This window comes from Streptomyces sp. DSM 116795, from assembly GCF_055792905.1.
Map to the genome: position 1 here is coordinate 6,422,509 of NZ_CM147707.1, position 25,607 is coordinate 6,448,115.

At 69.3% G+C, this 25,607-nt stretch carries 18 protein-coding genes and 3 pseudogenes; 8 read left to right on the forward strand and 13 right to left on the reverse strand.

Annotated elements, in window-relative coordinates; translation table 11 throughout:
• Positions 1-83: 83 nt before the first annotated feature.
• A complete protein-coding gene (locus tag ACSMXX_RS27795; protein WP_473181413.1) occupies positions 84-1,346 on the reverse strand; it encodes a beta-ketoacyl-[acyl-carrier-protein] synthase family protein in 1,263 nt (420 codons plus the stop codon).
• A gap of 248 nt (positions 1,347-1,594) precedes the next feature.
• A complete protein-coding gene (locus ACSMXX_RS27800) occupies positions 1,595-2,410 on the reverse strand; it encodes an IclR family transcriptional regulator (protein WP_473181414.1) in 816 nt (271 codons plus the stop codon).
• A gap of 712 nt (positions 2,411-3,122) precedes the next feature.
• Here ACSMXX_RS27800 and ACSMXX_RS27805 point away from each other — a divergent pair.
• Entirely contained in the window at positions 3,123-3,845 is a 723-nt protein-coding gene (locus ACSMXX_RS27805) for a TetR/AcrR family transcriptional regulator (RefSeq protein ID WP_473181415.1), read from the forward strand.
• Between the two features lie 165 nt (positions 3,846-4,010).
• On the forward strand, positions 4,011-4,406 hold the full coding sequence (locus ACSMXX_RS27810) for a nitroreductase/quinone reductase family protein (RefSeq protein WP_473181416.1): 396 nt from the start codon (positions 4,011-4,013) through the stop codon (positions 4,404-4,406).
• A 379-nt stretch (positions 4,407-4,785) separates the two neighbouring features.
• Here ACSMXX_RS27810 and ACSMXX_RS27815 read toward each other — a convergent pair whose 3' ends face one another.
• From ACSMXX_RS27815 to ACSMXX_RS27830, 4 genes and pseudogenes are all read right to left on the reverse strand, one after another.
• A complete protein-coding gene (locus ACSMXX_RS27815; protein ID WP_473181417.1) occupies positions 4,786-5,745 on the reverse strand; it encodes an alpha/beta fold hydrolase in 960 nt (319 codons plus the stop codon).
• Between the two features lie 132 nt (positions 5,746-5,877).
• Positions 5,878-6,522 carry a zinc-dependent alcohol dehydrogenase family protein gene (locus tag ACSMXX_RS27820; RefSeq protein WP_473185012.1) on the reverse strand — a complete coding sequence of 215 codons (645 nt, stop codon included), beginning with the start codon at positions 6,520-6,522 and terminating at the stop codon, positions 5,878-5,880.
• Between the two features lie 45 nt (positions 6,523-6,567).
• Positions 6,568-6,690, reverse strand: a pseudogene (locus ACSMXX_RS27825) (NAD(P)-dependent alcohol dehydrogenase); the annotation flags it as partial.
• A gap of 187 nt (positions 6,691-6,877) precedes the next feature.
• Positions 6,878-7,813, reverse strand: coding sequence for a LysR family transcriptional regulator (locus tag ACSMXX_RS27830; RefSeq protein ID WP_473185013.1), 936 nt, complete (start codon positions 7,811-7,813; stop codon positions 6,878-6,880).
• Between the two features lie 82 nt (positions 7,814-7,895).
• On the opposite strand from ACSMXX_RS27830, the gene ACSMXX_RS27835 reads away from it, so the two are divergent.
• The 3 genes from ACSMXX_RS27835 (at position 7,896) to ACSMXX_RS27845 (ending at position 10,001) form a co-directional block, all read left to right on the forward strand.
• A complete protein-coding gene (locus ACSMXX_RS27835) occupies positions 7,896-9,005 on the forward strand; it encodes an aminotransferase class V-fold PLP-dependent enzyme (RefSeq protein WP_473181418.1) in 1,110 nt (369 codons plus the stop codon).
• Positions 9,002-9,601: a LysE family translocator gene (locus ACSMXX_RS27840; protein ID WP_473181419.1), complete on the forward strand. Its 600-nt coding sequence runs from the start codon at positions 9,002-9,004 to the stop codon at positions 9,599-9,601. Before ACSMXX_RS27835 ends, ACSMXX_RS27840 begins: the two co-directional genes overlap by 4 nt.
• A 238-nt stretch (positions 9,602-9,839) precedes the next feature.
• Positions 9,840-10,001, forward strand: coding sequence for a TetR/AcrR family transcriptional regulator (locus tag ACSMXX_RS27845; RefSeq protein ID WP_473181420.1), 162 nt, complete (start codon positions 9,840-9,842; stop codon positions 9,999-10,001).
• A 721-nt stretch (positions 10,002-10,722) separates the two neighbouring features.
• Here the strand turns inward: ACSMXX_RS27845 and ACSMXX_RS27850 are convergent.
• Positions 10,723-10,991 (reverse strand): annotated as a pseudogene (locus tag ACSMXX_RS27850) (alpha/beta fold hydrolase); the annotation flags it as partial.
• A gap of 406 nt (positions 10,992-11,397) precedes the next feature.
• On the opposite strand from ACSMXX_RS27850, the gene ACSMXX_RS27855 reads away from it, so the two are divergent.
• The gene (locus ACSMXX_RS27855) at positions 11,398-13,011 is read left to right on the forward strand and encodes a serine/threonine-protein kinase (RefSeq protein ID WP_473181421.1); all 1,614 of its coding nucleotides are present in this window, start codon (positions 11,398-11,400) and stop codon (positions 13,009-13,011) included.
• A gap of 75 nt (positions 13,012-13,086) precedes the next feature.
• Here ACSMXX_RS27855 and ACSMXX_RS27860 read toward each other — a convergent pair whose 3' ends face one another.
• A complete protein-coding gene (locus tag ACSMXX_RS27860; RefSeq protein ID WP_473181422.1) occupies positions 13,087-15,024 on the reverse strand; it encodes a LamG domain-containing protein in 1,938 nt (645 codons plus the stop codon).
• 506 nt (positions 15,025-15,530) lie between these two features.
• Positions 15,531-15,875 carry a hypothetical protein gene (locus ACSMXX_RS27865; RefSeq protein WP_473181423.1) on the reverse strand — a complete coding sequence of 115 codons (345 nt, stop codon included), beginning with the start codon at positions 15,873-15,875 and terminating at the stop codon, positions 15,531-15,533.
• A gap of 2,632 nt (positions 15,876-18,507) precedes the next feature.
• On the opposite strand from ACSMXX_RS27865, the gene ACSMXX_RS27870 reads away from it, so the two are divergent.
• A complete protein-coding gene (locus ACSMXX_RS27870) occupies positions 18,508-19,311 on the forward strand; it encodes a hypothetical protein (protein WP_473181424.1) in 804 nt (267 codons plus the stop codon).
• Between the two features lie 416 nt (positions 19,312-19,727).
• A pseudogene (locus tag ACSMXX_RS27875) lies at positions 19,728-20,176 on the forward strand (GNAT family N-acetyltransferase).
• Positions 20,177-20,520: 344 nt separating this feature from the next.
• Here ACSMXX_RS27875 and ACSMXX_RS27880 read toward each other — a convergent pair.
• From ACSMXX_RS27880 to ACSMXX_RS27895, 4 genes are read right to left on the reverse strand one after another with little or no spacing between them, the layout of a single operon-like run.
• Positions 20,521-21,957 (reverse strand): xylulokinase, encoded by a 1,437-nt coding sequence (locus tag ACSMXX_RS27880; protein ID WP_473181425.1) that lies wholly within the window; start codon positions 21,955-21,957, stop codon positions 20,521-20,523.
• On the reverse strand, positions 21,954-22,670 hold the full coding sequence (locus ACSMXX_RS27885) for a GntR family transcriptional regulator (protein WP_473181426.1): 717 nt from the start codon (positions 22,668-22,670) through the stop codon (positions 21,954-21,956). The genes ACSMXX_RS27880 and ACSMXX_RS27885 overlap by 4 nt, the downstream gene beginning before the upstream one ends.
• The gene (locus ACSMXX_RS27890) at positions 22,667-23,872 is read right to left on the reverse strand and encodes a CaiB/BaiF CoA transferase family protein (RefSeq protein WP_473181427.1); all 1,206 of its coding nucleotides are present in this window, start codon (positions 23,870-23,872) and stop codon (positions 22,667-22,669) included. Before ACSMXX_RS27890 ends, ACSMXX_RS27885 begins: the two co-directional genes overlap by 4 nt.
• Positions 23,873-23,877: 5 nt before the next feature.
• Positions 23,878-25,581 carry a thiamine pyrophosphate-binding protein gene (locus tag ACSMXX_RS27895; protein WP_473181428.1) on the reverse strand — a complete coding sequence of 568 codons (1,704 nt, stop codon included), beginning with the start codon at positions 25,579-25,581 and terminating at the stop codon, positions 23,878-23,880.
• Between the last annotated feature and the right edge of the window lie 26 nt (positions 25,582-25,607).

Sequence of the window (25,607 nt, forward strand, 5' to 3'; positions counted from 1 at the left end):
CGCCTCGAACCGTCCGGCTGCCTGGAGCCGCAACTGCTCGCGGATCTGCCGCCAACCGCCCGAGCAGCGAAGAGGGGCTGGGTTCAGACCGTTCGCAGGCCCACGACCACGTTGTGGCCGCCGAAGCCGAAGGAGTTGTTCAGGGCGGCGATGCGTCCGACAGGCAAGGGGCGAGGCTCGCCGCAGACGATGTCGGCGTTGACCTCGGGATCGGGATTTTCGAGATTGATCGTGGGCGGTGCGGCGCGGTGGTACAGGGCGAGAACGGCGGCCACGGTCTCGACGCCGCCGGCGCCGCCCAGCAGGTGGCCGGTCATGGACTTCGTGGCGGATACGGCGAAGTGGTCGACGTCGACACCGAAGACATCGCGCATGGCCTTGATCTCGGCGACGTCGCCGAGGGGTGTTGCGGTGGCGTGCGTGTTGACGTGCATGATCTCGGTGGGCTTGAGGTCGTTGGTGTCCAGCAAGTGCTGCAGGGCGGCGGCGATTCCACGGCCCGTCGGCTCCGGCTGGGCGACGTGGTGACTGTCGGCGGACAGACCTTGGCCGACCGCCTCCGCGTAGACGCGTGCGCCGCGCCGCTCGGCGTGTTCGGCGGACTCCAGCACGACGACGCCCGCGCCTTCGGCCATGACGAAGCCGTCGCGGGCGGTGTCGTACGGACGGGACGCCGCGGCCGGGTCGTCATTGCGCTTGGAAACGGCCTGCATGTTGCTGAACGACGCCAGATTGAGGGAGCAGATGGCCGCATCCGTCCCGCCCGCGATGACAACGTCGGCGCGGCCGGTACGGATCATGTCTATGCCGTAGCCGATGGCCTCGGCGCCGGAGGCGCAGGCACTGGCGGTGCTGTGCACTCCGGCACGGGCGTTGACGTCCAGACCGACGTTGGCCGACGGCATGTTCGGCAACAGCATCGGCATGGTGTGAGGGGACACCTTGCGGGCGCCCTGTTCCTTCAGGACCTCGTACTGTTCGAGCACGGAGGCCATGCCGCCGACGGCGGACCCGATGACGGCGCCGAGTCGGTCGGGATCCGCCGAGGACTCGGTTCCCGCCGGGCCGTTGAATCCGGCGTCGGCCCACGCCTCGCGCGCCGCGATCAGGGCGAACTGTGCGCTGCGGTCGAGCTTGCGTACCTGGGCCTGAGGTATGCGTTCGGCGGGCTCCACCGCGATCTCGGCGGCGATGCGCACATTGCCGTCCTCGGCCCACTCATGGTCCAGCGACCGGACGCCGGAGCGGCCGGCGAGCAGCGCCTGCCAAGTGGACGCGGTGTCGCCGCCCAGCGGAGTGGTCGCTCCAAGTCCGGTGACAACCACCGTTCGGTTGATCGTATTCACGGGATGACTCCAACTTCGCGTATCGAGAAGGGAAATGCGGCTGTGGGTCGCATCTGAGGCGATGCGGGCACAGATGGGGTCAACGGTTGGCGCCGGCGACTGTCGACGGTGGCCCTGTACTTCGCCACCTCGTCCGAGATGATCACGCCGAACCGTCTCCTCGGCGGCCGGTGCTCGGCCAGCACCTCGGCGGTGTCGTTGACGACTGCTGCGAGGCCCGACCGGACGTCTTCGAGGTGACTCTCGCTTCAACTCCCCCTGCGGTCTAAGCCGTCGCGCTGCGAAGGGAACCTCAGCCCCTGCAGCTTCGCGAGTTCTTGAGATATACGTCGGGTCGTTGCCAGCAGGGGCTTCACACGCTGTTGCGGCGACCCGCCTGCCGACGAATCACACAGAGCGACACAGGCGACGGCGGTTCCGTCAGTGCCGTGAATGGGAGCTGCGACGCCCGACAGGTCGTCGCACGGTTCGGTGTCGTCCACGGCATACCCCCGTCGCTTCACGTCGTTGACGAGTTTGCGGAGGGCGAGCGAGCCGGTGACGGTATGCCCCGTCACGGCCCGTGTGCCGCGTGAGTAGAGCTCGCGTTGGACCACGGGGTCGGCGTGGGCCAGCAGGACCTGCCCGGACGCCGAGGCGTACAGCGGGAACCGGTTCCCTACGATGCATGAGCCGTCGTAGGGCACTCCGTCACCCCAGAAGCTCTCCAGCCAGATTCCGTCGCCTTCCTCCCGTGCCGACAGGAAGACCGATGAATTGGTTTCCTTTTGCAGTTCGAGCATGTGTGGCAGAGCGGCGGTACGGAACATCGAGTGCCGCGGGGCCAGCGAGGCAACTTCCCACAGGCGCAGGCCGATGCTGTATTTGTTGCCCGCCGCACGTTCCAGCGCTCCCCATGACAACAGCTTCGATACGAGGCGGTAGGTAGTGGCTACCGGCAACCCCGATCTACGACTGATTTCACTGACGGTGAGAGCGGAATTCCTGACATTGAAACATCCGAAGATCTTGAGGGTCCTGTCGACTACTGAACGATCTGAGTGTCCGACAGATGAATTCTGCATCGAGTAGATGCACCCTTCCCCATTCAGGCTCATACGCGTACGACTGAACCCGACGCCGCCTATTGGGTGCTGCAGCAGCTGATGCTTGCACTTGAGCAACCAGAAACAGGGGCGAGGGTGTTCAAGCGTTCACGTGCCCGTTGGTGAGACGGTACGGGGCGGTTTGCCAATGCCCCCGGGAACTGAAGCGTCTTCAACTTTTCGCGGCGCGGCGGGTCTTGTGTCCAGGTTCCGGCCGGTCGAGCCGGAAATACACTCGCCGGATTGCGCTTCGGGGCGTCTGTGCCTCACGGCGCGTGCGCCCGGGACGCAGCGCCGGATCGGTCGCGAGGAAGACCACACGGACCGCAGCGGTTCGCCTGATCGCCCCCGGGGTGGCCCGGTAGTGATCATCACGCGGCCTCCTTTCTCTCGGCCTCTGTGACGCGGCCGCGTCGGCCGAGCCAGGACGGTTCGGGACCGGTGTCCGCGGGACTGCCCGTGCCAGAGGTGCTCGGCCCCCGGGATCGGATCACCGCCCGGCAAGCGGGTCGGGGCCTGCGCGTGGCGGGTGCGAGTGTGGGAGGTGTCCGCCACGCTGCGGACGCCCGGCCTGAAAACGAGTCAAAGTCTCGATGTGGTCACAGACGAGTGTGCCGTGAACACTGCTCCAAAACAAGGGTGTTGCTCTCGTACCTGGCCACTGTTCACTGACCTGTGGAACACTGCTCACATGGGAGCCATCAAGGGAGCAAGGGAGCGGGCCCGAGCCGAGATCGCGGGCGCCATCAAGAGCCAGGCACGGCAGCAGCTCGCCGCCGACGGAGCCGCCAGGCTCTCGCTGCGCGCAGTCGCACGTGAGCTGGGGATGGTTCCCTCCGCCCTCTACCGCTACTTCCCCAGCCGGGACGATCTGCTCACGGCGCTCATCATCGACGCGTTCGAAGCGGTGGGCCAAGCCGCGGAGACGGCGTTGAAGGACAGCGGCAGCACCGATCTCATGCAGGAGTGGGTGGCCGTGTGCCGGGCCGTCCGCCGCTGGGCACTCGGTCATCCGCACGAGTACACGCTGATCTACGGCGCGCCCGTCCCCGACTACCGCGCACCCCAGGAAACCGTGAAGCCGGCCTCCCGTGTGGCACTGGTGTTGTTGTCGCTGGCCGAGTCCGCCCTGGCTACCGGCGCGCTGAAGGCGCCCGCCCAGGGGGTGCCTCCTGCCACGGTACTGAACTCCGACATCCTGGAGCTCACCCGGGAATCGGACCGTGCGGTCCCGGAGGACGTGGTGCCCTGGGTCGTCACTGCCTGGGCGCAGCTCTTCGGACTTATCAGCTTCGAGGTGTTCGGCCACTTCCAGCGAGTGGTCGAGGCACCTGACGAGATGTTCGACCAGGCCGTCATCGCACTGGCCCACCAGACAGGCCTGAAGTCGTCGAAGGTCGACGGCGCAGCCTGATCAAGCCCTCGTGGCCCGATCTCAGGGCACGTCAGATATCTCACGAGACAGGGGGCTTGGGCCGCTGATGTGCCCCCAGCAGCGGATCATAGGATCGCGCGGTGTACCCCTGATCACCTGAATCCGAGGTCAGGGAACGGCGACGGCGGCAGACGGGAGCGACACATGGCACGCCACAACGAGATCAAGCACCGGGTCGTCACGTCGTTCCAGCGAAGGATCGTCAACCCACTGACGGTCCGTCTGCCGACCCAGGATCTTCTGGAGACCACCGGCCGGAGTTCCGGACTGCCCCGGCGGACGCCCATCGGCGGGCGGCGCGTGGGCCGGGAGTTCTGGTTCGTCTCGGAGTACGGCGAGAAGTCCCAGTACGTGCGGAACATCAAGGCGGACCCGCGTGTCCGCGTCCGCGTAAAGGGACGCTGGCACCGGGGCACGGCTCATCTCATCCCGGGTGACGACTCCCGTGCACGGCTGCGGACGCTGTCGCGTTTCAACAGCACGGCGGTGCGGGCACTCGGCACGCACCTGCTGACGATCAGGGTCGATCTCACGGACTGACCGGATTCGCCGCCGAGTTGGCAGACTGCCTCGCCGAAAGCCGGGCCTTCCCCGGTGCTACGGCGGGACCGGCCTCGAAGCCCTCCTCCGTCCGGCGCCGCCGTCACATGCGTGCTTTCCGCCTCGAGCGCCTGGCGGCCGACATCCCGCCGACATCCCGGTCCACGAGGTCTCGCTGGCTCGGCCACAAGTCGATCAGCACCACGGTCGACATCTACGAGCACTTGGTCCCGGAGTCGTGGGAACGATGCCCTGGCGATCAGATACAACGCTGGGCGATCAACGGCCCGTTCCGAGTTCGACGGCAAGCGGCTGCGCCTTCGCCCGCGGCCCGTATGGGTGGTGCCGGGCTCCTGCCGGCTGATCTGGCGGGGAACCTTCAGGGCTGCGTCCAGTGATCCGGTCGTCCCCGTCGGTCGGCGTCGTCGAGGCCGAGGAACGTGCATGTTGTTTTGTAGGCGGATTCGCCATTCAGCGACAGCGGCAGTAGATGCCAGCCCTCTTCGACGATGTGGAGCTGCGCATTCGGGATGGTGGACGCCGAGTGGTGTGCGTGGGCGGGGTCGACGTCCCCGTCGTGGCTTCCGTGCAGCACCAGGGTCGGGCAGTGGACGCCGGCGGTGAGCGAATCGTCGAGCGCGGCCCACAGCCGCAGGTCGTTGTCCGAGCCGACGGCACGGTCCTCGTACGGGGTGATGAGATCCGTGACGGATTGCAGAAACTCCCGGCGACCGCTGTCGGCCAGTATCCACTCGACGACCCGGCGCCTGCTCCGGAGGTCCAGGGTCGACTCCTGGCGCACGAACTCACTCGTGTACGCACGTGGCCAGCGGCGCGCGAACACAGTGGTCAGCCACGTACCGCGCGGTGTGAGGAACAGCGTCCGGGCGAGCGGCGAGATCGCGGGTGCGTAGCGCTTGCTGACAGCCGACTCCAGCACCAGCCGTCGCGTCATGTCCGGATGTCTGCGCGCGAACTCGATGGCCATGGGGCCGCCACCGCTGATCCCGTAGGCCACTGCCCGGGGCACGCCGAGCTCGTCCAGCAGTGCGGCGGCGGCGTCGGCCTGTGCGGCGAAGGTGCTTCCGACCGTCAACGGGGTGCGCAGGTACCCCGGTCGTGACCAGCCGATGACGCGGCACCCGGATGCGGCCAGGCGGGAGAGAAGACGGGTCTGGTCGTGGCCGGCATGACCGCCCGGGAAGAACAGGACCGGCAGACCCGAGGCCGGTCCAAGCTCGGCGCACTCGACGGTTCCGGCACGCGTTGCGAGGAGGCGACCGTCCGCATGGAGTTCCTCGCGCCTGCGGGAAGCGAAGCGCCTGTAGCCGTAAGGCATGGGAAGTCCTTCCGTCCCAAACGTTGGACAATCGCCTTGGACAACTGCCCAATGATGCTAACAGGCGTGGCGTCGGAGGCGCCGTCGGTACTACTCGGTACTACAGGTCCGCTGCCGGCTGCACCGAGCGACTCAGGAAGGGAAGGTGATGACCACCTTGCCGAGATTCTTCCGACTGTCGAGGTGACGCCAGGCATCCACGGCGTGGTGAAGGGGATGAACGCTGTCAATGACAGGTGCGACGGGATGCCGCTCGAGTGTGCGTAGCAGGCTCTCGGTGTCCTGGCGGCTGCCGACACGAATCCTGCGCAGGGTCTCGAATCCGCCGTTGAACAAGCCCATGAAGTCGACGTTCCAGCCTTGGGTGCCCAGGAACCCGATGGCATCGATCTCGGCGGCGTCGCTCCCCGCCCGCAGGGACTCCGCGAAGGTGGACGCTCCACCGACCTCAATGATCCGATCCACTCCGCGCCCGCCGCTCAACGCTCGCACGGCGTCACCCCATTGAGGTGTTTGGTGGTAGTCGATGACGTCGTCCGCGCCCAGGGTGCGAAGCAGTTCCGCCTTGTGCGGGGCCGAGGTGGTGGCAATGACCCGTGCCCCGACGACCTTGGCCAGCTGGACGGCGAACAGTGACACGCCGCCAGAGCCCTGGGTGAGGACGGTGTCGGCCGGGGTGACCGGACGGGGGCCGGTCAGGGCGGTCCACGCGGTCACGGCGGCGCAGGGAAGGGTGGACGCCTGCTCGAAAGACAGCCCACGCGGTATGGCGGCCACCGCTTCCTCCGAGACGGCCTTGTACTCGGCGAGCCATCCATCCTGGGCGGTGCCGTACTCGTGCGCGGCCGTCCCCGGGTACGGGCCTCCGAACCATCGGGGGTTGAAGATGTTGACGACCCTGTCTCCGGCACGGAACCGTGTGACGCCCTCGCCGGTCTCGACCACTTCCCCGGCGGCGTCGGAGAGAACGTCTCACGGCACATGGGGGCGACCAGGGGCCGCACGATCTCCACGGCGGCTTCGTCACCCGCCAGCACCGCCACCAACTGCCCCTGTCCGGCGGGGACTCGCATCCGTGGCCGCCCGGCTCTCGAACGCTTCCTGACGAATCCAGTCACTGCTGGGGAAAGTGTCAGAGCCGGTGCTCGGTGACTGTGCAGATCGCGCTCGAGACCGCGGCGGTGGCACGGCTCGGGGGAACGTCGGCTGAACCGATGAGTGAGATTCGCCGCGGGCTGTGCGCGCGGATCCCGATCGCCGTGACCGCGGGGTCACGGGCGGCTTCGAGCGCGAGAGCGGGCAGCAGAGCGACGCCGAGTCCGGTGGAGACGAGGGTCTGGGTCACGACGTAGTCGTCGGTGCTGTGGCGGACGTCAGGCAGGAAGCCGCATCCGGCGGCCGCGGTCCTCAGGTGCGCGAGGCAGCTCGGACAGCCGGCGATCCAGCGCTGGTCGCGGGCGTCGGCGAGGTCTGCATCCGGGTGCTCCGCGAGAGGGTGCCCGGTGGGTACCACGAGTCGTATCGGATCGTCGAAGAGCGGAATCGCCCTCTCATCCGATGCGTTGACGGGCACGTTGTCGTAGTCGAAGGTGACCGCGAGGTCGATGTCCCCGGCTGCCAGCAGCCGCCGGGCTTCGGACGGAGCCGCCTCGGTGAGGCGGACGTCCAGGCCGGGTGTGCGTTCGTGCAGCAGGGCGAGGGCGGCCGGGACGACGGTGGCACAGGCGGAAGGGAAGGCCGCGAGACGTACGCGTCCGGCGCGCAGATCGTTCAGTGCGTCCAGGTCCGCCCGGGCCGCGCGCAGCCGGACCACCAGCGCCTCGGCGTGCGCCGCGAGGGACTGCCCTGCCTCGGTGAGCGTGACGCCCCGGGAGTTGCGGACGACAAGCGGGCAGCCAGCGTCGCGTTCGAGTCGTCTGACGTGCTGGGCGACGGCCGGTTGTGTCCAGCCCAGCAAGTGCGCGGCGGCGGCCAGGGAGCCGGTGCGTGCCACTTCGGCGAATACCAGCATCCGGCGCGGGTCGAGGAGCTCGCCCATGCTGTTCTGCGGTATCCGTTCGCCGTCCATGGCTGACACCCAAGCACAGCTTGGGTCTGCTCGTCACGAGGTCGCACTTCCGCACAGGCGGCCGGGGGCACACGCTGAAGCCATGCAGAAGCACGCAACCGCCCGGGACGCGGAAGGCCCAGCAGGGTGGTCCCGGCTGGCCGTCGCGCAGGCGGAATTCGATCCGGATGTCACCTACCTCAACACCGCTTCTCTGGGACTGCCCCCGCGGCGCTCCCTGAACGCTCTGCGGCGGGCGCTGACGGAGTGGCGCAAGGGGGCTGCGACCCCGCCGGCATATGATGCGCCGCTCGAATCGTCCCGAACGGCGTACGCCGGTCTGGTTGGAGTGGATGCAGACCGTGTGGCAGTGGGCAGCCAGGTCAGCGCATTCGCCGGACTGGTCGCGGCGTCCCTGCCTGAAGGGAGCGAAGTCCTTACCGCGGCAGGGGAGTTCACCAGCCTCGTCTTCCCGTTCCATGCTCAGGCCCGCCGCGGTATCCAGGTACGGGAGGTCCCCCTGGAGCGGCTGGCCGAAGCAGTGACACCCCGCACCGCGCTGGTTGCCGTCTCGGCTGTGCAGTCCGCGGACGGGCGCCTCGCCGGCCTCGACGCACTGACCGCTGTGTGCGAGGGGACGGGCACCCGGGTTCTGCTGGACACGACGCAGGCGACCGGCTGGCTTCCCGTGGATGTGGACCGGTTCGCCTACACCACGTGCAGTGGATACAAGTGGCTGCTGGCTCCGCGGGGGACATGCTTCTTCACGGTGCGGTCCGAATTCACCGAAGAGCTCGTCCCGCATGCCGCCGGCTGGTACGCCGGTGAGGAGCGCTGGGACAGCCTCTACGGCGGTCCGCTGCGATTGGCGGAAGACGCACGCCGCTTCGACCTGTCTCCGGCCTGGCACTCCTGGGTCGCACAGGCGCCGGCACTGCATCTGCTCGCTGGGGTCGGTACTGCTGTACTGCACGAGCACGCTCTGAGCCTGGCGAACCGTTTCCGGGCAGCCGTGGGGCTGCCTCCCGGCGACTCCGCGATCGTCAGCGCGGCCGTCGAGCCGGACACGCTCGGTGAGTTGGAGCGGGCAGCCGTCGTGGGCAGCGTCCGCGCAGGCCGACTGCGCCTGGCCTTCCACCTCAACAACACAGCCACAGACGCGGACCGGGCCGCGGAGGTAGTAGCCGGCCACCTGCTGGACGCGGCGACGTGAACGCGGACGCGATTGCCCCGCCGCTGCTGTTCGCCCTGGTGGCGACCGTGACACCCGGAGGCGCCACGGCGCTGGCGACGGCATCCGGGGCACGGTTCGGCTTCCGCCGCTCCGTGCCGCTCATCGCCGGAGTGGCCATAGGGCTTTCGACACTGGCGGCCGTGGCAGCAGCGGGACTTGGCGGCGTACTCCTCGCCGTACCCTCGCTGCGGCTGATCCTGGCAATCGCCGGAACGGCGTATCTGGTGTATCTGGCCTGGAGGACGGTCCGGAGCGGGACGCCGTCCTCCGCGGACGACGCACCGGCGGCGTACGGCGTCCTCGACGGCATAGGACTGCTGTGGCTCAATCCGAAGGGCTGGACCATGACCCTCGGCGCGGCGGCATCCTTCGCTGCGGCAGCAAACGGACCGTTGCGGCTTTCGGTGCTGCTCGGTGTCATCTTCGGTCTCGCGGCTGCTCTCTCGCTGACCCTGTGGTGCACAGCCGGCCTGCTGCTGGCCCGCCTACTGCGGACGGACCGGCACTGGCGGGTGCTCAACACCATCCTTGCGCTGCTGCTGCTCGTCTCGGTCATCCCGATGTGGTCCGGGTAAAGGACCACTCCGGGTAGTCCTGCAGCCGACCACTACCAGCGCGCCCGGCGACATCCGCGCGGCGGGGCCCGACGCTCGACCGGATACCGGACCCGCGACGACGGCGTCGGTCATCGCGCAGCGGTCCGCGGGATTTCTCGTGGCAGGGACCGGCGTCAGGTTCAGCGAGGCTGATACACCGCATGTGTCTCTAACATTATGTGGCTGGGCCAGCAGGAGGTGATGGAAAAGGACTGCCATGAGCAAGAGCCGGCGGACGCCAGCGCACTTGTCCGAGATTGCGCTCGAACTCTTCGAGCGTCAGGGGTTCGAGCAGACCACCGTGGCCCAGATCGCCGCTGCGGCCGGAGTGACGGAAGGGATTCGCTGGAGCGGGCGCCCCCTCAAGACAGCAGCCTGAAGCAATCCGGCGAACCAATGCGCTCAGATCACGGCAGGTTGGCGGTATGAGTCTCGACATTCCTGACCAGGTCCGCAAGGCGGTCTTAGCTGACGGGAACGAATCCTGGCTGGACGAGCTGCCAGGCGTGGTCGACTCGCTGGCCAAGGGTGGTCTCTGACGATCGGGTCCAGCTTCGCCGACGGTCACGCCGCCCTGGTCGTCGAGGTGACGCTTGTCGGCCGATCCCCTGGACCACGGCGGCATCCGCACGGTAGTCGTTCGTGCACCGGCAGGCTGTGACGCGCCACCGGAAGGGAGAGAGAGTCCAGCCAACGCACGTCAATAGCCGTAGTCACTAGGTCAATTGACAGGTCGTCAGGCGCCAACCCCGAAGTCCAAGAGATGAGTTCGTCCACCGATTGCATACTGCGTAGGGGCCCACGGACCGCCCGAACTCCATGTCTGCCGCCACCGCTGCACCGAGCGGACACTGACCCGCAACCCCTTCGCGATTACTGTGCTCACGTCACACCACACTCACCGTTCGTCTGTCTTAAGCACCTGCCCGCGAAAACCGCTGCCGATCGGCGGCAACCCGCCACGGCTCCGGAGGTCGTCCGCATCCCGAGGCTCAGGACAGGAGCCGGTAGCGAGTCCTCAGGCTTCTCCGATGTATCAGTGCGCTCGTGGAAATAGATCAGGCGGCCGACCGCCTGCCACCGGGAACGCCCGTTCCCCGTCACCGGTGCGGCCGGCACCGTGGTGAGAAAGTCCAAACGAGCGGGCTTGCGACGGCGCGGAACTCATCGAAATAGGCGTGCCGCGCTCCGGGGATCATGTGAAGCCGGGCGCCGAGGATGCGGTTCGCGAGCAGGGGAGCGTTGGCGGCGGGGTGAGCAGGTCGTCGCTGCCGTGCACGTCCAGTGTGGGTGCGCTGATGCCGGGCAGGAGGTGCCACGCGTCGTGCTGGTTGCTTGCAGCCAGATGGCGACGCTGGGCGTAGGCGGGCCAGCGTATGCATCGTCCACTGGGGGGGGGTAGAAGGACGCGAGCACCGTGGGGAAGACCCCGGAGCTACGGGTGTACAGGAACAATTTGCTGCCCCACAGCACGTAACCGATGAGCGGGAGCGGAAGCAGCACGACCTGGATCAGGCGGTATGCAGTTGCCGGGACTGCGCTGCGCATCATCGGTGGTCCTCGTCGCCTCGTGGTGGTCGACGCCGATGGCCGCAGCCTCGGGTGCTCGGGCGGGCCGCGGCCCTGGGGCCCTGCGGGCCGGTCGGCCGGTCACCGGACAACGTACGAGCATTTTCGCCCCTCCCCGGATATCCGAAGCCGGTCCCCAACTCCTCTGGCCTTCTTGAGAGGTTGATGGTGTATTTGGGTCCTCGTATCGAACGTGGGGGGCTTGGGTGGATCCGCTGCAGCCCAGCGATCCGAGGCGCGTCGGCAAGTACCGGCTGGTGGGGCGGCTTGGCGAAGGCGGCATGGGGCAGGTGTTCTTCGGTCGTTCCCCGGGGGGACGTCCGGTCGCGGTGAAGCTGATCCGGTACGAATACGCTCACCGTGAGCGGTTCCGCGCCCGGTTCGCCCGCGAGGTCGAGGCCGCCCGCAGGGTCGGGGGATTCCACACCACATTGGTCATCGACGCCGATCCCGATGCCGATCCACCGTGGATGGCCACCGCGTACATCCCCGGCCCTTCCCTGCACGGCGCCGTTACCGGACACGGTCCCCTCGGCACGCAGGCCGTACGGACTCTGGGGGCCGGGCTCGCCGAGGGGTTGGCCGCCATCCACGCATGCGGCCTGGTGCATCGAGATCTCAAACCCGGCAACGTGATCCTGGCCGCCGACGGTCCCAGAATCATCGACTTCGGTATCGCCAGCACGCAGGATGCAAGCCGGATGACCGTGACCGGCGCCGTCCTGGGAACCTACGCCTACATGTCCCCGGAACAGGTGAACGGGCATCCGCCCGAAGCCGCCAGCGACGTGTTCGCCCTTGGCGCGGTCCTGGGATTCGCGGCCACGGGTCACAGTCCTTTCGACGGCGAGACGATCGCCGCCATCCTTCATCGCATCACGAGCGAACCGCCCGATCTGCGCGACATCGTTGTGGAGCGCGAGCATCGCGACTTGATCGTCGCCTGTCTGGCAAAGGACCCGGCCGCCCGGCCTCCGCTGGCCGACGTCCTCGCCCGGCTCGCCGGTCCCTGGCCGAGTGCCGACTGGCTTCCTCCTGCCGTGATGGACATGATCGCCTCCACGAAGTCGGAGTCCGAGCCCGAGTCCACGGGCGCCCCGGCCTCGGAGGCCGAGGAATCGGACCGGCCGCTGCACGGGCAGACCACGGTGGACCCCGCCTCCGCGGAATCCGCCTCCGCGGACTCCGGCTCCGCGGGCACCGCCTCCGCGGGCTCCGGCTCCGACCGCAGGTCTCCGCGCCGAGCCTTCCTGCTCACCGGGCTCGCGGCATCTCTGGTTGCCGTTGTGGCCGTGGCGATGTTCCTCATTCCCCCCGAGTCCGCCAAGCCGTCGGCGCCCGCCAAGCCGTCGGCGTCCGCCAAGCGCATCGTCACCGACGACGGCCGCGCATTCGGGCCCGGCGGATGGAGCCAGTTCACGGTGAAGGTCGATCCGGCCAATGCCGGCGTGCGGCTGACGCGGCGCCTCGATTCCAGCGTCTCAGGGCAGAGCGCGTCGATCTCCGTGAACGGCGAAAGGGCCGGGTCGTGGGCGCCTTTGGAGAGAGCCCTCACCATCTGGGCGGATCAGACCGTCGAGCTGTCGAAGTCATCCACCAAGGGCAGGAGAATTCTCACCATCAGGAACACGTTCGAAGCCTCGACCAAAGACTTCAACGAGTTCACCTACTTCGTGGACCAGAAGATCGACGGTGTCTGGCGCCGTGCCGACGTGGTCGACATCGGACCTGGTCACCTCGCCGAAGAAAAGGCGCATGGATACCGCATCAAGAAGAAGGCCTGGGAGGGTACGCGGTCGTTCAGTTACCGGCGTGGCTGACCGGTGATCTGTGAGCCCGCCGGTGTGGGTGAGGAGGCAGCGCGGGGCCGCCGACCAGCAGCCGGGCCGGGATGTTCATGACCTCTCTGCCAGGGACCCGGCCTCCGCCGGTGAGACGGCCTTGCCGAATGCCCGGACATCGTCGATGGTTCCGTCGACACCCCTGAAGAACTCGTTGTCTCCCAGCCCGCGGCCCACGACGAAGTTCCCCGGTGACGCGAAGTCCTCTTCGTGGTCGACCGATTCACCGGGGCGGCCGTCGACGTACAGGCGGACCTTTCCGGCGGCCTCGTCGTAAACACCCGTCAGATGCGTCCATTCCTCCGCCTCGACCTCCACATCCGAGACCGCCTCGTCCGCGTCCGCATCCACGTCGTCCGAGGGTCCTTCCGGAATTCGCATCTCCCACTGCGACTCTTCCGCGTCGTACTGGAGCAGGAAGCCGCTGGACTCCGATCCGTCCTGACTCACCACCGTCTGCGAGCGGTCCGTGTCCTTCAGCTTGATCCGTGCCGATACGGAGAAGCTGCTGCTCGTGTCGACCAACGGACCCTTCGACGCCACGAATTGGCCCCCGTCGAAGCGCAGCGCTCCGCCCGTCACGCTGCTCGCAGGGGTCGCGCCGAAGAGAGTGCCGTCCTTGTCGTTGCCCGAGGTGTCCGGAGTGATCCCGCCGCCGACCTGGTCGAAGAGCCACTCCACTGCCGAGCCGTCAGCGGGCGGCGAGGGGGGCCGTTCCCTGCTGGGCTTCGACGGCGGGTCGGGCTTCTTCGAGGGAGAGGCCGTCGCGCTGGCCGAAGTACTGGAAGGGGAGGGCGTTGTGGAAGGCGAAGACGAGGGCTGCACAGGCGGTCCCGACTCCTTGCTCTGCGGTTTCCCCTTCGGGGGGTCGTCTCCTGCGAACCCCGGAACGACGACGGCCGCGACACCGCACAGCGCGGCGGCAGCCGTACACCGCACGAAGAGATCGGTGCGCCGCCGGCGGGTCATGCGTGCACTGGCGCCCGCCGCGCCGGGTACCGCAGGCCGAGGCCTGCCGCTCGCCGGGCTTCGGGTGGCCCAGAGCTTGGTCGCCAGGGCTTCGGACACCGGGGGTTCGGACACCACGGGCCCGGTTGTCGGGCCCTCAGGCCGGCGGTCGCCGGTCGCCGTACTGCCGGTCGCAGCAGCGCCCGCGGTCGGCACACCGGCCCCGGGCACGAAGAGCTCCTGGCCGGTGTCTTCCCTCATGCGGCGGGCGGCGTACTCCGGACCGCCCCACGGCAGCAGTGCCCGCGCCAGCAGTGAACCGCAGTCGTCCTGCACACTCACGAGGTCGGTGACGGCCTGGGAACAGCGGTCGCAACTCTCCAAGTGCGGGGCGAGTTCCGCGACGACGTCCGAGGACCTCTCGTCCGCGTAGGCGAGCACCATGCGGTGGAATCGGCGGCAGTCGTCCCGCATCCCGTTCTGGTGGATCTGGACGTACGAGTTGTGCAGACCCCTCCGTGCACGGACGGTGAGCGCGGGCACCTCACCGGAGCCGGCACCGGCCAACTTGGCCGTCAGCGCACTGTCGTCGCGCTCGACCGTCTCGTGCCACAGAACCGCCTGGCTGCGGTCCGGAAGACCGCCGAAGGCGCGCGCCCCGAGTGAGCCGGGGTGGGATTCCGGTGTCGCGGCGTCCTCAAGCGCCACCAGCCCGTTCGTCTCGATCCAGCTGCACAACTCCGGGTTCAACGCGCTCCGTTGGCCCTCGCGCGCCCAGCAGGAAGCCGTACGGAGCACCGCAGCGAGGGCGTAGGGGCGTACGGCACCACTGGCACTGCCGTCCTCCTGCTGCCGCAGCGCCTCATCCCACGACTGGTGCGCCAGCTCGCCGGCGGCCGTCTCGCTCACGGTGCCTGCGGATGCGAAGGCCCGTACGGCAGGGAAGTGGCGCCGCTCCAGCTCATCGAGCGCAGCGGCAAACGGCCCTCCGACCACCCGTGTGAGACGGAGCAGTTCGGCATCAGACAGGCGTGCGCAATCCATCGGTCTTCCCCCGTTCGACTTACGCCGGTTCAGGCGTCTCCTTCGCGAGTCACGCGGCTACTGCGGCACGCGGTCAGGCGGTCACGCGGTGACGAGACGAATGCTCTGTGTGCCGGATCAGCGATCCGGCCGCGTCGACGGTCATGGTCGGTCGTCTCCAGGTCCCACGCAAGGGCCTCGAACGCCAACGGCCCGTGACCACCCACTTGTTGGCGGCAGACGGCCAGGAGTGGGGCTGCGGTGGTCCGGCCGTCGCTCGGTTACCGGCAAGTTGAGACCGGTCCCGGGCGACGTCCCCTAGCGTCACCGCGCACCAACAGACCAGGACTTTGTCGTGCCATGTCCAGGGGTGAACGGGCGGCGGCTTCGTCCTGCCGTGAGGAGGCGCCAAGCATGCATCTACGGAGAATCCCGGATCCAACTGGCCGATTCCCGCAGGCGAAAGCACGCTCCGGTTCGCCGGGTGATCACGCGGGTCATGCCTGCCTGGTGCTGGTCAGAGACCCTCAACTGGCCGACGCCGTCGCCGTGGGGATGCGGTCGCGGTTCGCCGAGGCCGGCGCGGACGTGCCGGTGCTCGTACCGCCGATGTTCGGGGACGAGCTCGCCGCGCGGGGGACGGCGAGGCGGCTGCGGGCCTGGTGGGATCGGCAGCGCACCGGTGTGGAGTTGTCGGCAGCCACGTTGCTGATCGTCGACGTCGAGGAGGAACTGGCCTGCCTCGGGCGGGTCACGTACGTCGCGGTGCCGCCTGAGCTGACGAGGGCTCCTTCGCGCCAACGGGGAGGTGCGGTGATCGAGGTGCCGGCGGCCACGGTACGTGAGTTGGTGGACGCCGTTGCGTCGGGCACGGTCGGTGCCGGCGATCGCGGTGCGCCGTCGAAGGCGGCGCAGTCGGAGTTCTCTCCCCCTGGCGGCGCCGGCAGGTGCCCCCAGCCGCGGTCGGAGTGGCACGCGAAGCCGCTGTGGGACCGCCAGTTGGTACGTACGGCGGTGGTGACCGGGGCGCTGGGGTTCGGTGCGTGGCTGCTGCCGGCGGTCTTCGCTCCTGGCCAGGCGCAGGCTGCGACCGTGCAGCAGCAGCAAGAGCAGCCGGAGCTGCAGCAGTATCAGCAGGAGCAGCCGGAGCTGCAGCAGCGTCAGCAGGAACGGCAACAGCCGCGCTATCAGCAGCAGTCGAGCGACGCGGCGTCGGCGCACCGCGCGGATGCGGACTTCCCGCGTTCCGGGCAGCCATCGCTCGAGCAGGAGGCCCGAGAGCGCATCGCAGAGCGGCTGCGTGCCGCCGGGGTGGACGAGGAGGCGTTGCATCGGATTCAACGGGGGCTGCGGGCAGGTCCATCGCTCGATCCGGCCGCTGACCGCGCCGCGGGCCCGCGGACGCTTCCGGCCCCCGTATCGCAGGACTCCGACGACTCGGATGAGGAGTCCGACAGCGACGAGGACCCGGACACCGGTGACGTGAGCGAGGACTCCGGAGTACCGACTGCGGAACTGCCGGGCCTCGCTGAGCAGTCCGACGACGATGCCGACGAGGACTCAGGCGACGACTCCGAGGACTCTGACGACTCCGACGCCGAGGAAGGCCTGTACGACGCCAGTTCCGGAGCATGGGCGGCGGCGCCGCAGCCCGGAGCGGAGACCAGCGCGACTCCGGACGCGACTCCAGAAACGCCCGCTGCAGGTACGCCCGTGCCGGACATCCCTTCCGCGGACAGGGCCGCGCCGCCTGAGGGGGAGGGTGAGCCTCCGGCTCCGCCCGTGGGTGAGGCTCCGGATTCTGCCGACGGCGTCGCACCTGGAAGCGAAGACGGTGCCGCACCTGCACTCGAGAGCGGTGCTCCCGCTCCGGGGGCTCCGGCTCCTGATGGCGGTGCTCCGGCTCAGGCGCCGCCGTCGGCGGAGCCTGGTTCGTCACCTTCGGAGCTGGCGCGTGCGGAGGAGGCGGAAGCGGAGCAGGCTCAGACGCCGCCTCCGGCTGCGCCGGAGCCACCGCCTGCGGAGTTCAACTGGGGTGACTTCGCGGGGCGCACCTTCGACGGTGCCTACACCGGCTTCTTCTATGCCGATCGGGCCGCGGAAACCATCGGGGGTTTCAGGGACCCAGAGAATGCCCGCCCGGTTCCCGGACCAGACGGCAAACTCCCTGCAAAGAGCCTGGCATCAAAGCTGGCTGGACCCATCGCCGGTGCTGCAGGCGGCCTGTACAACGCGAATGAGTACCTTGAGTCGACCACCAGCCCTGAGGAGCGGAGGTCCATCGAGCAGTGGAACGAGCACGCGCTGATGGACCTCCCCGACCCGGCGAGTAGCCCACCCACGTATGTCGGTGGACCGGTCAACGACGGCTTGGTGGGCAATCTGCCCCTTGAGGACCTCTGGGGGCCGCTGGCGGCGCCGTCTGGTTCGTCACCTTCGGGGCTGGTGCGTGCGGAGGAGGCAGAGGGCGCGCAGGCGCCGCCTCCTGCTCCTGCCCCGCCGCCCGGGGCCCCTGCTCCTGCCCCGCCGACCGGAGCCCCTGCTCCACTTCCGCCGCCTGCACCCGAGGGTGAGGTCCCCGCACCACCGGCGCCTGCACTTGAAGCTCCCGCTCCGCCAGTACCCCCAGCGCCTGAGGGCGAGGCTCCGCCTGCGCCTGCACCGGCGCCTGAGCCTCCCGCTCCGCCTGCGCCCGAGGGTGAGGCCCCCGCACCTCCGGCGTCCGAGGGCGAGGTCCCGGCTCCGCCCGCCCCAGGGGAGGAAGCTCCGCCTGCGCCTGCCCCGCCGCCTCCGGCTCCGCCCGGGCCTGAGGGGGAGGCTCCCGCACCTCCGGCGCCCGAGGAGGCTCCCGCTCCTCCGACACCTGCAGATGAAGCGCCCGCTCCGCCTGCGCCTGCGCCTGAGGAGGAAGCCCCTGCTCCCGAGCCGGAGCCCGCGCCCGAGGAGGAAGCCCCCACGCCTCCTGCCCCTGAGGACGAAGCCCCCGCACCTCCGGCGCCCGAGGAGGAAGCTCCTGCTCCGGAACCTGCGCCGGAGCCGGAGCCCGCGCCCGAGGAGGAGGCCCCCACGCCTCCTGCCCCTGAGGACGAAGCCCCCGCGCCTCCTGCGCCCGAGGAGGAAGCTCCTGCTCCGGAACCTGCGCCGGAGCCGCAGCCCGCGCCCGAGGAGGAAGCCCCCGCTCCGGAGCCGGAGCCCGCGCCCGAGCAGGAGGGCCCAGCTCCGGAGCCGGCGCCGGAGCCCGCGCCGGAACCCCCGCCCGCGCCCGAACCGGCTCCGGCACCGTAGCCGCCGTCCCGCTGCCGCCCTCCCCTCCGGGCGGCAGCGGGCCTTCCCCGCGTACGAGTTCGGAAGCTTGGGGTGACGTCATGCCGGCAAAGGGGAAGGCCACGGCCCACCCAGCAGGATGGGGGCGGCCTGATCGGCCTGATCGGTCCGATCCGGGACGTCACTCGTCCGGAAGTGGCTAGCGTGGCCCCGAGCAACCGGGACGAGGAGGCAGAGCCGATGACACTGTCGCCGCCGCGGCCACCGAGCAAGGTCAACCTGCTGCCGGAGGATTACGGAAGCCTGTCTCGCGGCATTCCACCCACGCAGCCCGGCACCCTGTTCGTCATGGGCGTCAACGGCGGCATGAGCATGGCCCCCGACGCCGCCTTCCCCCTCGTGTTCGGCCGCAACGAACCGGAAGTCCATGTCTGTGTCGCGCCGGACGACACGCACGTCAGCCGCAAGCAGGGCTACTTCACGCGGGAGCACTCGCGGTGGGTGCTGAACAACACCGGGCGCCTGCCGATCCGGCTCCCGGGGGCACGCCTGGTGCTGGGCGGTGACCGGGTCGAGCTCCGGTCCGGGTTCACCCCGCTGTTCATCGTCGCCCCGAAACGGGAGCACTTGCTGGAGGTGCGGGTCGCCACACCGACGCCCGGGGCAGGGGATGGCGGTCTGCGCGAGGCCGCCACGCACGAGGGCGATGTGTGGGACCTGACCGCGACCGAGAAGCTGGTCCTGATCTGCCTCGCCCAGCGTTATCTGCGCAATGACCCCATGCCGCAGCCTCTTCCCTGGGCGGAGGTCGCGGCCGAACTGGCGGATCTGCGCCCGGCGGAGACCTGGAGCAAGCAGCGGGCCGCACGCGTCGTCGCCGGCGTACGGACGAGGCTCAGTGGCTCGGTGTCCGGGCTCATGGAAGACGAAGTCCCCCAGCCCGTCGGCAACGCCCTCAACCACAACCTGATCACCGAACTCCTTGTGACCACGTCCCTCGTCAAGTCCGACCTGGCCCTCTTGGAGGGCGGCGGCGACCTCTGAGTGCCCCTGCGTGCCGCCCGCGGCGCTGACCGGCTGACCGGCGTCCCCCTCGACAACACGCCCAAGTCGGGCGCTACACCGGGCTCGCGGCCTCCCGCGAGATCGGCGCCGCGCTCGCGGGGTTCTCGCCGTTCATCGCGGCGGCGCTGCTCGGCTACGCGGACGGCGACCCCTGGCTCGTCGCCGTGTTCGTCCACGATCACCGTCTCCCCCCGTCACCATGTCCATTCCCAGCCGGCGCGGAGCGGAGAACTCGCCGCCGCTTCCGGGCCGTTCAGTGGGACAAGTTGTCCGGCATGACAGGAAGCCGCGCTCGGCCCCGTCCACAATCGCCTGTGCCAGGTCGGACAAACGCCGGTTACGCGGGCGGGCCACGAAGCAGGGAGAACGCCTGATCGCGCGCAGGATGCGGCGCGGTGCTGGCGCTCCACCGGACCGGGATCGACGAAGGGGACGCGACGTTCGAGACGGCCGCCCCCGCCTGGGAGGCCTTCGACGCGGCGAAGCTGCCCCTGCACCGCTACGTCGCCGTCGACGACGCGACGGGGGAGGCGCTGGGCCGCTGTCGCCCCCACCTCCCCACGTGAGGTGTACGCCGGAGTCGTCGAACACTCCGTCTACGTCCATCCCACAGCACGTGGCCGCGGTATCGCCCGCGCTCTGCTGGACGCGCTCGTCGCTTCCACGGAGAGCGCCGGTCTCTGGACCGTCCAGTCCGGCGTCTTCCCCGAGAACACCGCCAGTCTCGCTCTCCACCGCAGTCGCCGGGTTCCGCGTCATCGGCACCCGCGAGCGAGCCGGCCAACTGCACGGCACGTGGCGCGACGTCGTACTCGTCGAGCGCCGCAGTCCTGTCATCAGCTGAGCCGGCGGCTGATCTCCCGTACGGCGTCCCGGGCGGGCCCTCGCCGATCACCACCACGTCAACTGCCGTGCCGATCACGCCCAGACGCCTCGCTCCCCTGCAACGGGGCCGGGTTTCCTCTGAGCCGTACCGCGTCAAGAGGCGTACGTGTCAAGCGAATGGACAGCTGAGAGGCATACGAAGACGGCCCCAAGACAGGCACGGGCGCTCGGACTATCACGCTGAATTCCGAAATCGCCGAGGCCCTTCGCCAGCACCGCGTCGTCGGGACAAGGACCGTGCGTCTTCGACGAGTGGATGCACGGCGGCCAAGGAGTGTGGGGGATGCCGGAGCGGCACGCGGGTCAGCCGTCGGTGGCGTCTGCCTGGTCCACTGCGTCGTGCAGTTCGCGCCAGCGTGAGTAGAGCCGGGTGTACTGGGCCGCACGCGCCTCGTCGGGGAGGAGTTCGCGCATGGTGCCGATGAGGCGGGAGCGCAGAGCGTCCAGGTCCGTGGCCGTACCGGAGCCGAGGAGAGCCAGCGCGGCGGCGCCGAGCAGGGTGACGTCCGGCTCCGGTGAGATGAGCAGGGGACGGGCGAAGGCGTCGGCGCGCAGGTGTGCCAGGTGCGTGCTGCGGGCGGAACCGCCGGCGAGGACGACTGGAAGCCGTCCTGTGGGGTCGAGCTGGTCCAGCCCTTCGCGCACGGTGAAGGCGGCCCCTTCCTGTGCGGCATGCAGCAGGTGAGCCGGGCCGTGGCCGGGTTGCTGTCCGAACACCGCTCCGCGGGAGGCGGGCCGCCAGCGTGGAAATCGCGCGCCCGTCATGGCGGGCAGGATCGTCAGCCCATCGGATCCCGGCGGCACAGCCGCGATCCGCTGGTCCTTGACGTCGCCCACCAGGGACCGCCACTGGGCGACCGCTCCGCCGGTCAGTCCGCTTGCCCCGCCGGCGACGAACCGGCCCGGCAGTACCGAGGGGTTGAGAACAGCGCCGTGGGGTGCCTCGTCGGGGGAGGGCAACAATCGTCCGACGACGTCCGTGGTTCCGGCGACATCGGCGATGGCGTCCTCGGAAGTGCCCAGGAGCAGCCCGATACCGACGGAACCGTCAGGCCCGCCGGCCACGACGGGAAGCCCCGCGGGCAGATCAGTGGCGGCGGCGGCCTGACTGGTGAGCGTGCCGACCACGGACGCCGGCTCGGTCTGTGGCGCGAACACCGCGGGGTCCAGGCCCAGCTCGTCCAGCAGGGCGGTGTTCCAGGAGCGGCTGCGCACGTCGGACGCCAGGGTGTAGGCGGCGCTGATGGCATCGGAGGCCACCTCCCCGGTGAGCTGGGCGACGAGGAAGTCCTTCGGGGAGAGCACCGCACGCACCGACGCGGCGCGCTCCGCGTCCGTTTCCAGGAGGCGGGCCAGCGCGCCTCCGGCAGGAGAGGGCCGGCCGGAGGCACTCAGGATCCGCCGGAGGGTCGTCTCGCCGAGTTCCGTGAGCGTCCGTACGCCGCGGGTATCCGACCAACCGCCGCCGCGGGCTTCGGGCTTGAGGCTCTCGTCCACGATGACGGTGCCGATGTGGGCGGCGATCGCCAGTGCGGAGGGGTCTTCACCGGTGGAGGAGACGCCCTTCAGCGCGGTCAGTACGTCACGGTGCAGCGCGGCGGGATCGAAGGTCTCTCCGCCCGGATCGCACCCGCGGGAAAGGTGGTGAGTGGCCAGAACATGTCCGTCGATGTCCACGACGGCGGCGCGGACCGCGGAGGTGCCGACGTCGACCGCGACGACGCGTGTGCCTGTGCTCATTCGGCGTCTATCCGCAGCAGGAACGGGAACTGCGGCAGAGTCCAGCTCGTCGTGAGCTCGACGATGCCCCCTGTCGCGTCGAAGGTCGTACGGCGGGCCTCCAGCACGGCTCCGCCCGGTTCTGCCTCGAGGAGTGCGGCCTGCCCGTCCGTCAGCAGTGCCGCGGTCATGGACTGGTCTGCGTAGCGCAGTTGGACGCCGAAGCGCTCGCTGAGTGTGCGGTAGAGGGAGCCGTCGAGCAGCGGTTCCCGGCACAGCGAGGGCGCGACAGCGTAGGGAATCCAGGCGTCCTGCAGGGCGGCGGCGCAGCCGTCGATCAGCCGCACCCGCGTGATGTGGTTGGCCAGGTCGCCCTCGGCGACGCCGAACCGGTCGGCGACGTCGGCGTCAGCCTTCTCCGTCTCGGCCCGTACGACGCGTGAGGTGACCGCACTGCTGGTGCTCGCGATCTCGTCCGCGAACGAGCGCAGCCGGTTCAGCCGCCGGCCGTGCTTGGCGTTCTCGCTGACGAAGGTTCCGCTGCCTTGCCGTCGTACGACGAACTGGTCCGAGTCCAGGAGGTCCAGCGCCTGACGCACCGTCATCCGACTGACCCCGTACTGCCGGGCGAGATCGGTCTCGCCCGGCAGTTGTGCGGCGGGCGCCAGCGCGCCGGACTGGATCTGCTCGACTAGGTCGTTGTAGATCACCTGGTATCGGGGGGCGCGCGTCACGGCCGGATCGCCCCCGACTCCCGCAGCCCCGCCGTCTCCTCGGCGGTCAGTCCGAGTATGCCCCGGTACACGTGGTCGTTGTCCTCGCCGACTCGGGGCGGTGCCTTGCGGACCATGGGCGGGGTCTTCTCCATCTTGATCGGGTTGCCGGGCATGCGGATCGTACCGAGTTCGGGATGCTCCGCCTCGACGATCATTCCGCGGGCCGCGATCTGCGGTGACCGTGCGACCTCGGCGACGTCGGCGACCTTCGCGTAGGGCACTCCGGCCTCCTCGAGTACGTTCGCGATCTCGGCCACGGTGCGCGATGACGCCCACGCGCCGATCTCGCCCTCCAGGTACTCCTGTTGGGCCATTCTGCCGTCGACGCCGGCGAAGCGGGTGTCCTCGGCCAGGTCGGGGCGTTCCATCACTGCGCAGATCTTCGAGAACAGCGACGCGGTTCCGGCCTGGATGTAGACGGGGCCGTCCGCGGCCTCATAGACGTTGACCGGTGCGGTCAGCAGGTCGCGCGACCCGCTGCGCGGCATGCTCTGCCCGAGCATCAACTCGGAGATGAGGCGGATGCCCAGGGCGGAGAACATCGTGTCGAACGAGGCGACGTCCACCAGCTGCCCCTCGCCGGTCCGTTCACGGTGCAGGATCGCCATCAGCGCGCCGATAGCGCCCTGGTACCCGGTGGTGTAGTCGGCGATGTAAGTGCCGCTGAGGGTGGGCTTGCCGCCGGGCTCACCGGTCATGCTCATCAGCCCGGAGGACGCCTGGGAGATCGCGTCGAAGAGTGCCCGGTGCGAGTCCGGGCCCGTCTGCCCGAAACCGGAGATGGAGACCAGTATGACGTCGGGGTTGAGCTCCTTCATCCGCTCGTACCCGATGCCCATCTTCTCGATGGTCCCCGGGCGGTAGTTCTCCACGACGACGTCGGACCACTCGATGAGGCGCTCCAGGATTCCGAGCGCCTCGGGGTGGCGGGTGTCGAGTGCCGCGTCGTACTTGTTCCGGTGGTACAGGAACATGTAGATGCTCTCGTCCTCGTGGTACGGCCCGTGATGGCGGGAGTCCTCGCCGCCCGGCCGCTCGATCTTGACGACCTCGGCCCCGAAGTCGGCCAGGATCTGCGAGCACAGCGGGCCCGCGATGAACCGCGACAGGTCGAGCACCTTCACGCCCGCGAGCGGCGACGCCGCCGTTCCGTCGGCCATGTCCCTCACGCCTCCTCTTCCTGCTGCCGGGCCACGAACGCCGGGTACGTCCACGCGTTCGCGTCGCGGTCGATCTGTACGTCCAGCACCTTGGGCCTGCCGGCCGCGAAGGCGTCGGTCACACGCTGCCGCAGTGTCGGCAGGCTGCCGACGCTCGCTCCGTCGACGCCCATCGCGAGGGCGGCCATGGCGAAGTCGACGGGTCCGAAGTCGACGCCGATGGTGCGGCCGCCGAAGTGCAACTCCTGTTCCTGGCGGATGTTTCCGTAGCTGGAGTCGTTGAGGACGACGACGCAGACGTTGCCGCCGACCCGGGCGAGTGTCTCCAACTCGCCCATGCTCATGGCCAGGGAGCCGTCCCCGATGAGGGCGAGGACGGGACGTGCGGGGTCGATGAGGGAGGCGGCGATGGCAGAGGGCAGCGCGAATCCCATGTTCCCGAAGCCGACGGGCTTGATGTAGCTGTTCGGCTGCTGGATCTCCCAGAGGAAGGACCAGACGCCGGGGTTGCCGGCGTCCGGGATCAACAGGGTCTCCTCGGGCGCCACTTCGCGTAGGGAGCGCACGATGTCGGCGGGGGAGAGGGCCCTCTCGGCGCCGGCGTCCGCCACCTCGGTTCCCTGCCACCACGCGGCGCGTGCCTTCTCCAGCGAGGCCAGCCACTCCGCCCGCATTTCCCGGGCGTCGGCGGCGCGTTCACCGAGGGCGGTCACGAGGCCGCGGGCGAAGGAGGCGAGGTCGCTCACCACACCTTCGGTGATCTGGGAGTAGTAGCGCCCGATCATCGCCGGCTCGACGTCGACCTGGACGATGTCGGGCAGGGAGCGCCGCCAGCGGGTGGTCGAGACGGCGTTGAGGCTGTTGCCGAGCGCGAGCACCAGGTCGGCCTCGTCGAGCACCCTGCTGGAGAGGGCGGTGCCCATGCGGCTGGCCGCCCCGAACACCAGCGGATGCGTGGTCGGTACGGATCCGATGCCGTTGAAGGTGGTGACGACCGGGATGGCCAGGGCCTCGGCGAGGGCGAGTACGTCCTCGCTCGCGCGTGCCCGATTGCCGCCGTTTCCGAGCCAGATGACCGGCCGCTGCGCACTCAGCACACGCTCCGCGGCGCGGGCCAGTACGGCCGCCGTGGCGGACGGGCGCTCGGTGACCCACTGCCGGCTGGGATGCGTCGCGGGTATCGCGGGCGGGTTCTCGAGGCGGCCCTCGATCGTGTCGCGGGCGAAGTCGAGGTGCACCGGCCCGGGGTTGCCGGTGAGTGCGTTGACGTAGGCCTCCTCCATGGCCTGTTTGATCGAGGAGCCGTGTGCGACGAGTCGCGAGAACTTCACCAGGGGCTTGACCAGTTCCACGTGGTCGGCGTTCTGCGCGTCGTCCTTGTGGATGTTCTCGCCGTTGTTGTTGCAGGTGAGTACGAAGCCAGGGCTGGAGTCCCGGTAGGCACCGCCCACGCCGGTGAGCAGGTTGGTCGTGCCGGGACCGGTCGTCGCTATGCAGGCGGCCGGTCTGCCGGTCAGTCTGCCGTAGGCGTCCATCATCACGGCCGCGGCGTTCTCGTGGCGGGTGTGGACGAGTTCGATGCCGGGGGTGTCGATGATCGCGTCGGTGATCGCGAGGGTCTGGCCGCCCACGACGCCGAAGACGTACTCGACGCCGAAGGAGCGCAGCATGTCGACGACGACCTGACCGCCGGTCTTGGATGTACTCATCTTTCGGTGATTCGCTTTCTGTCGAT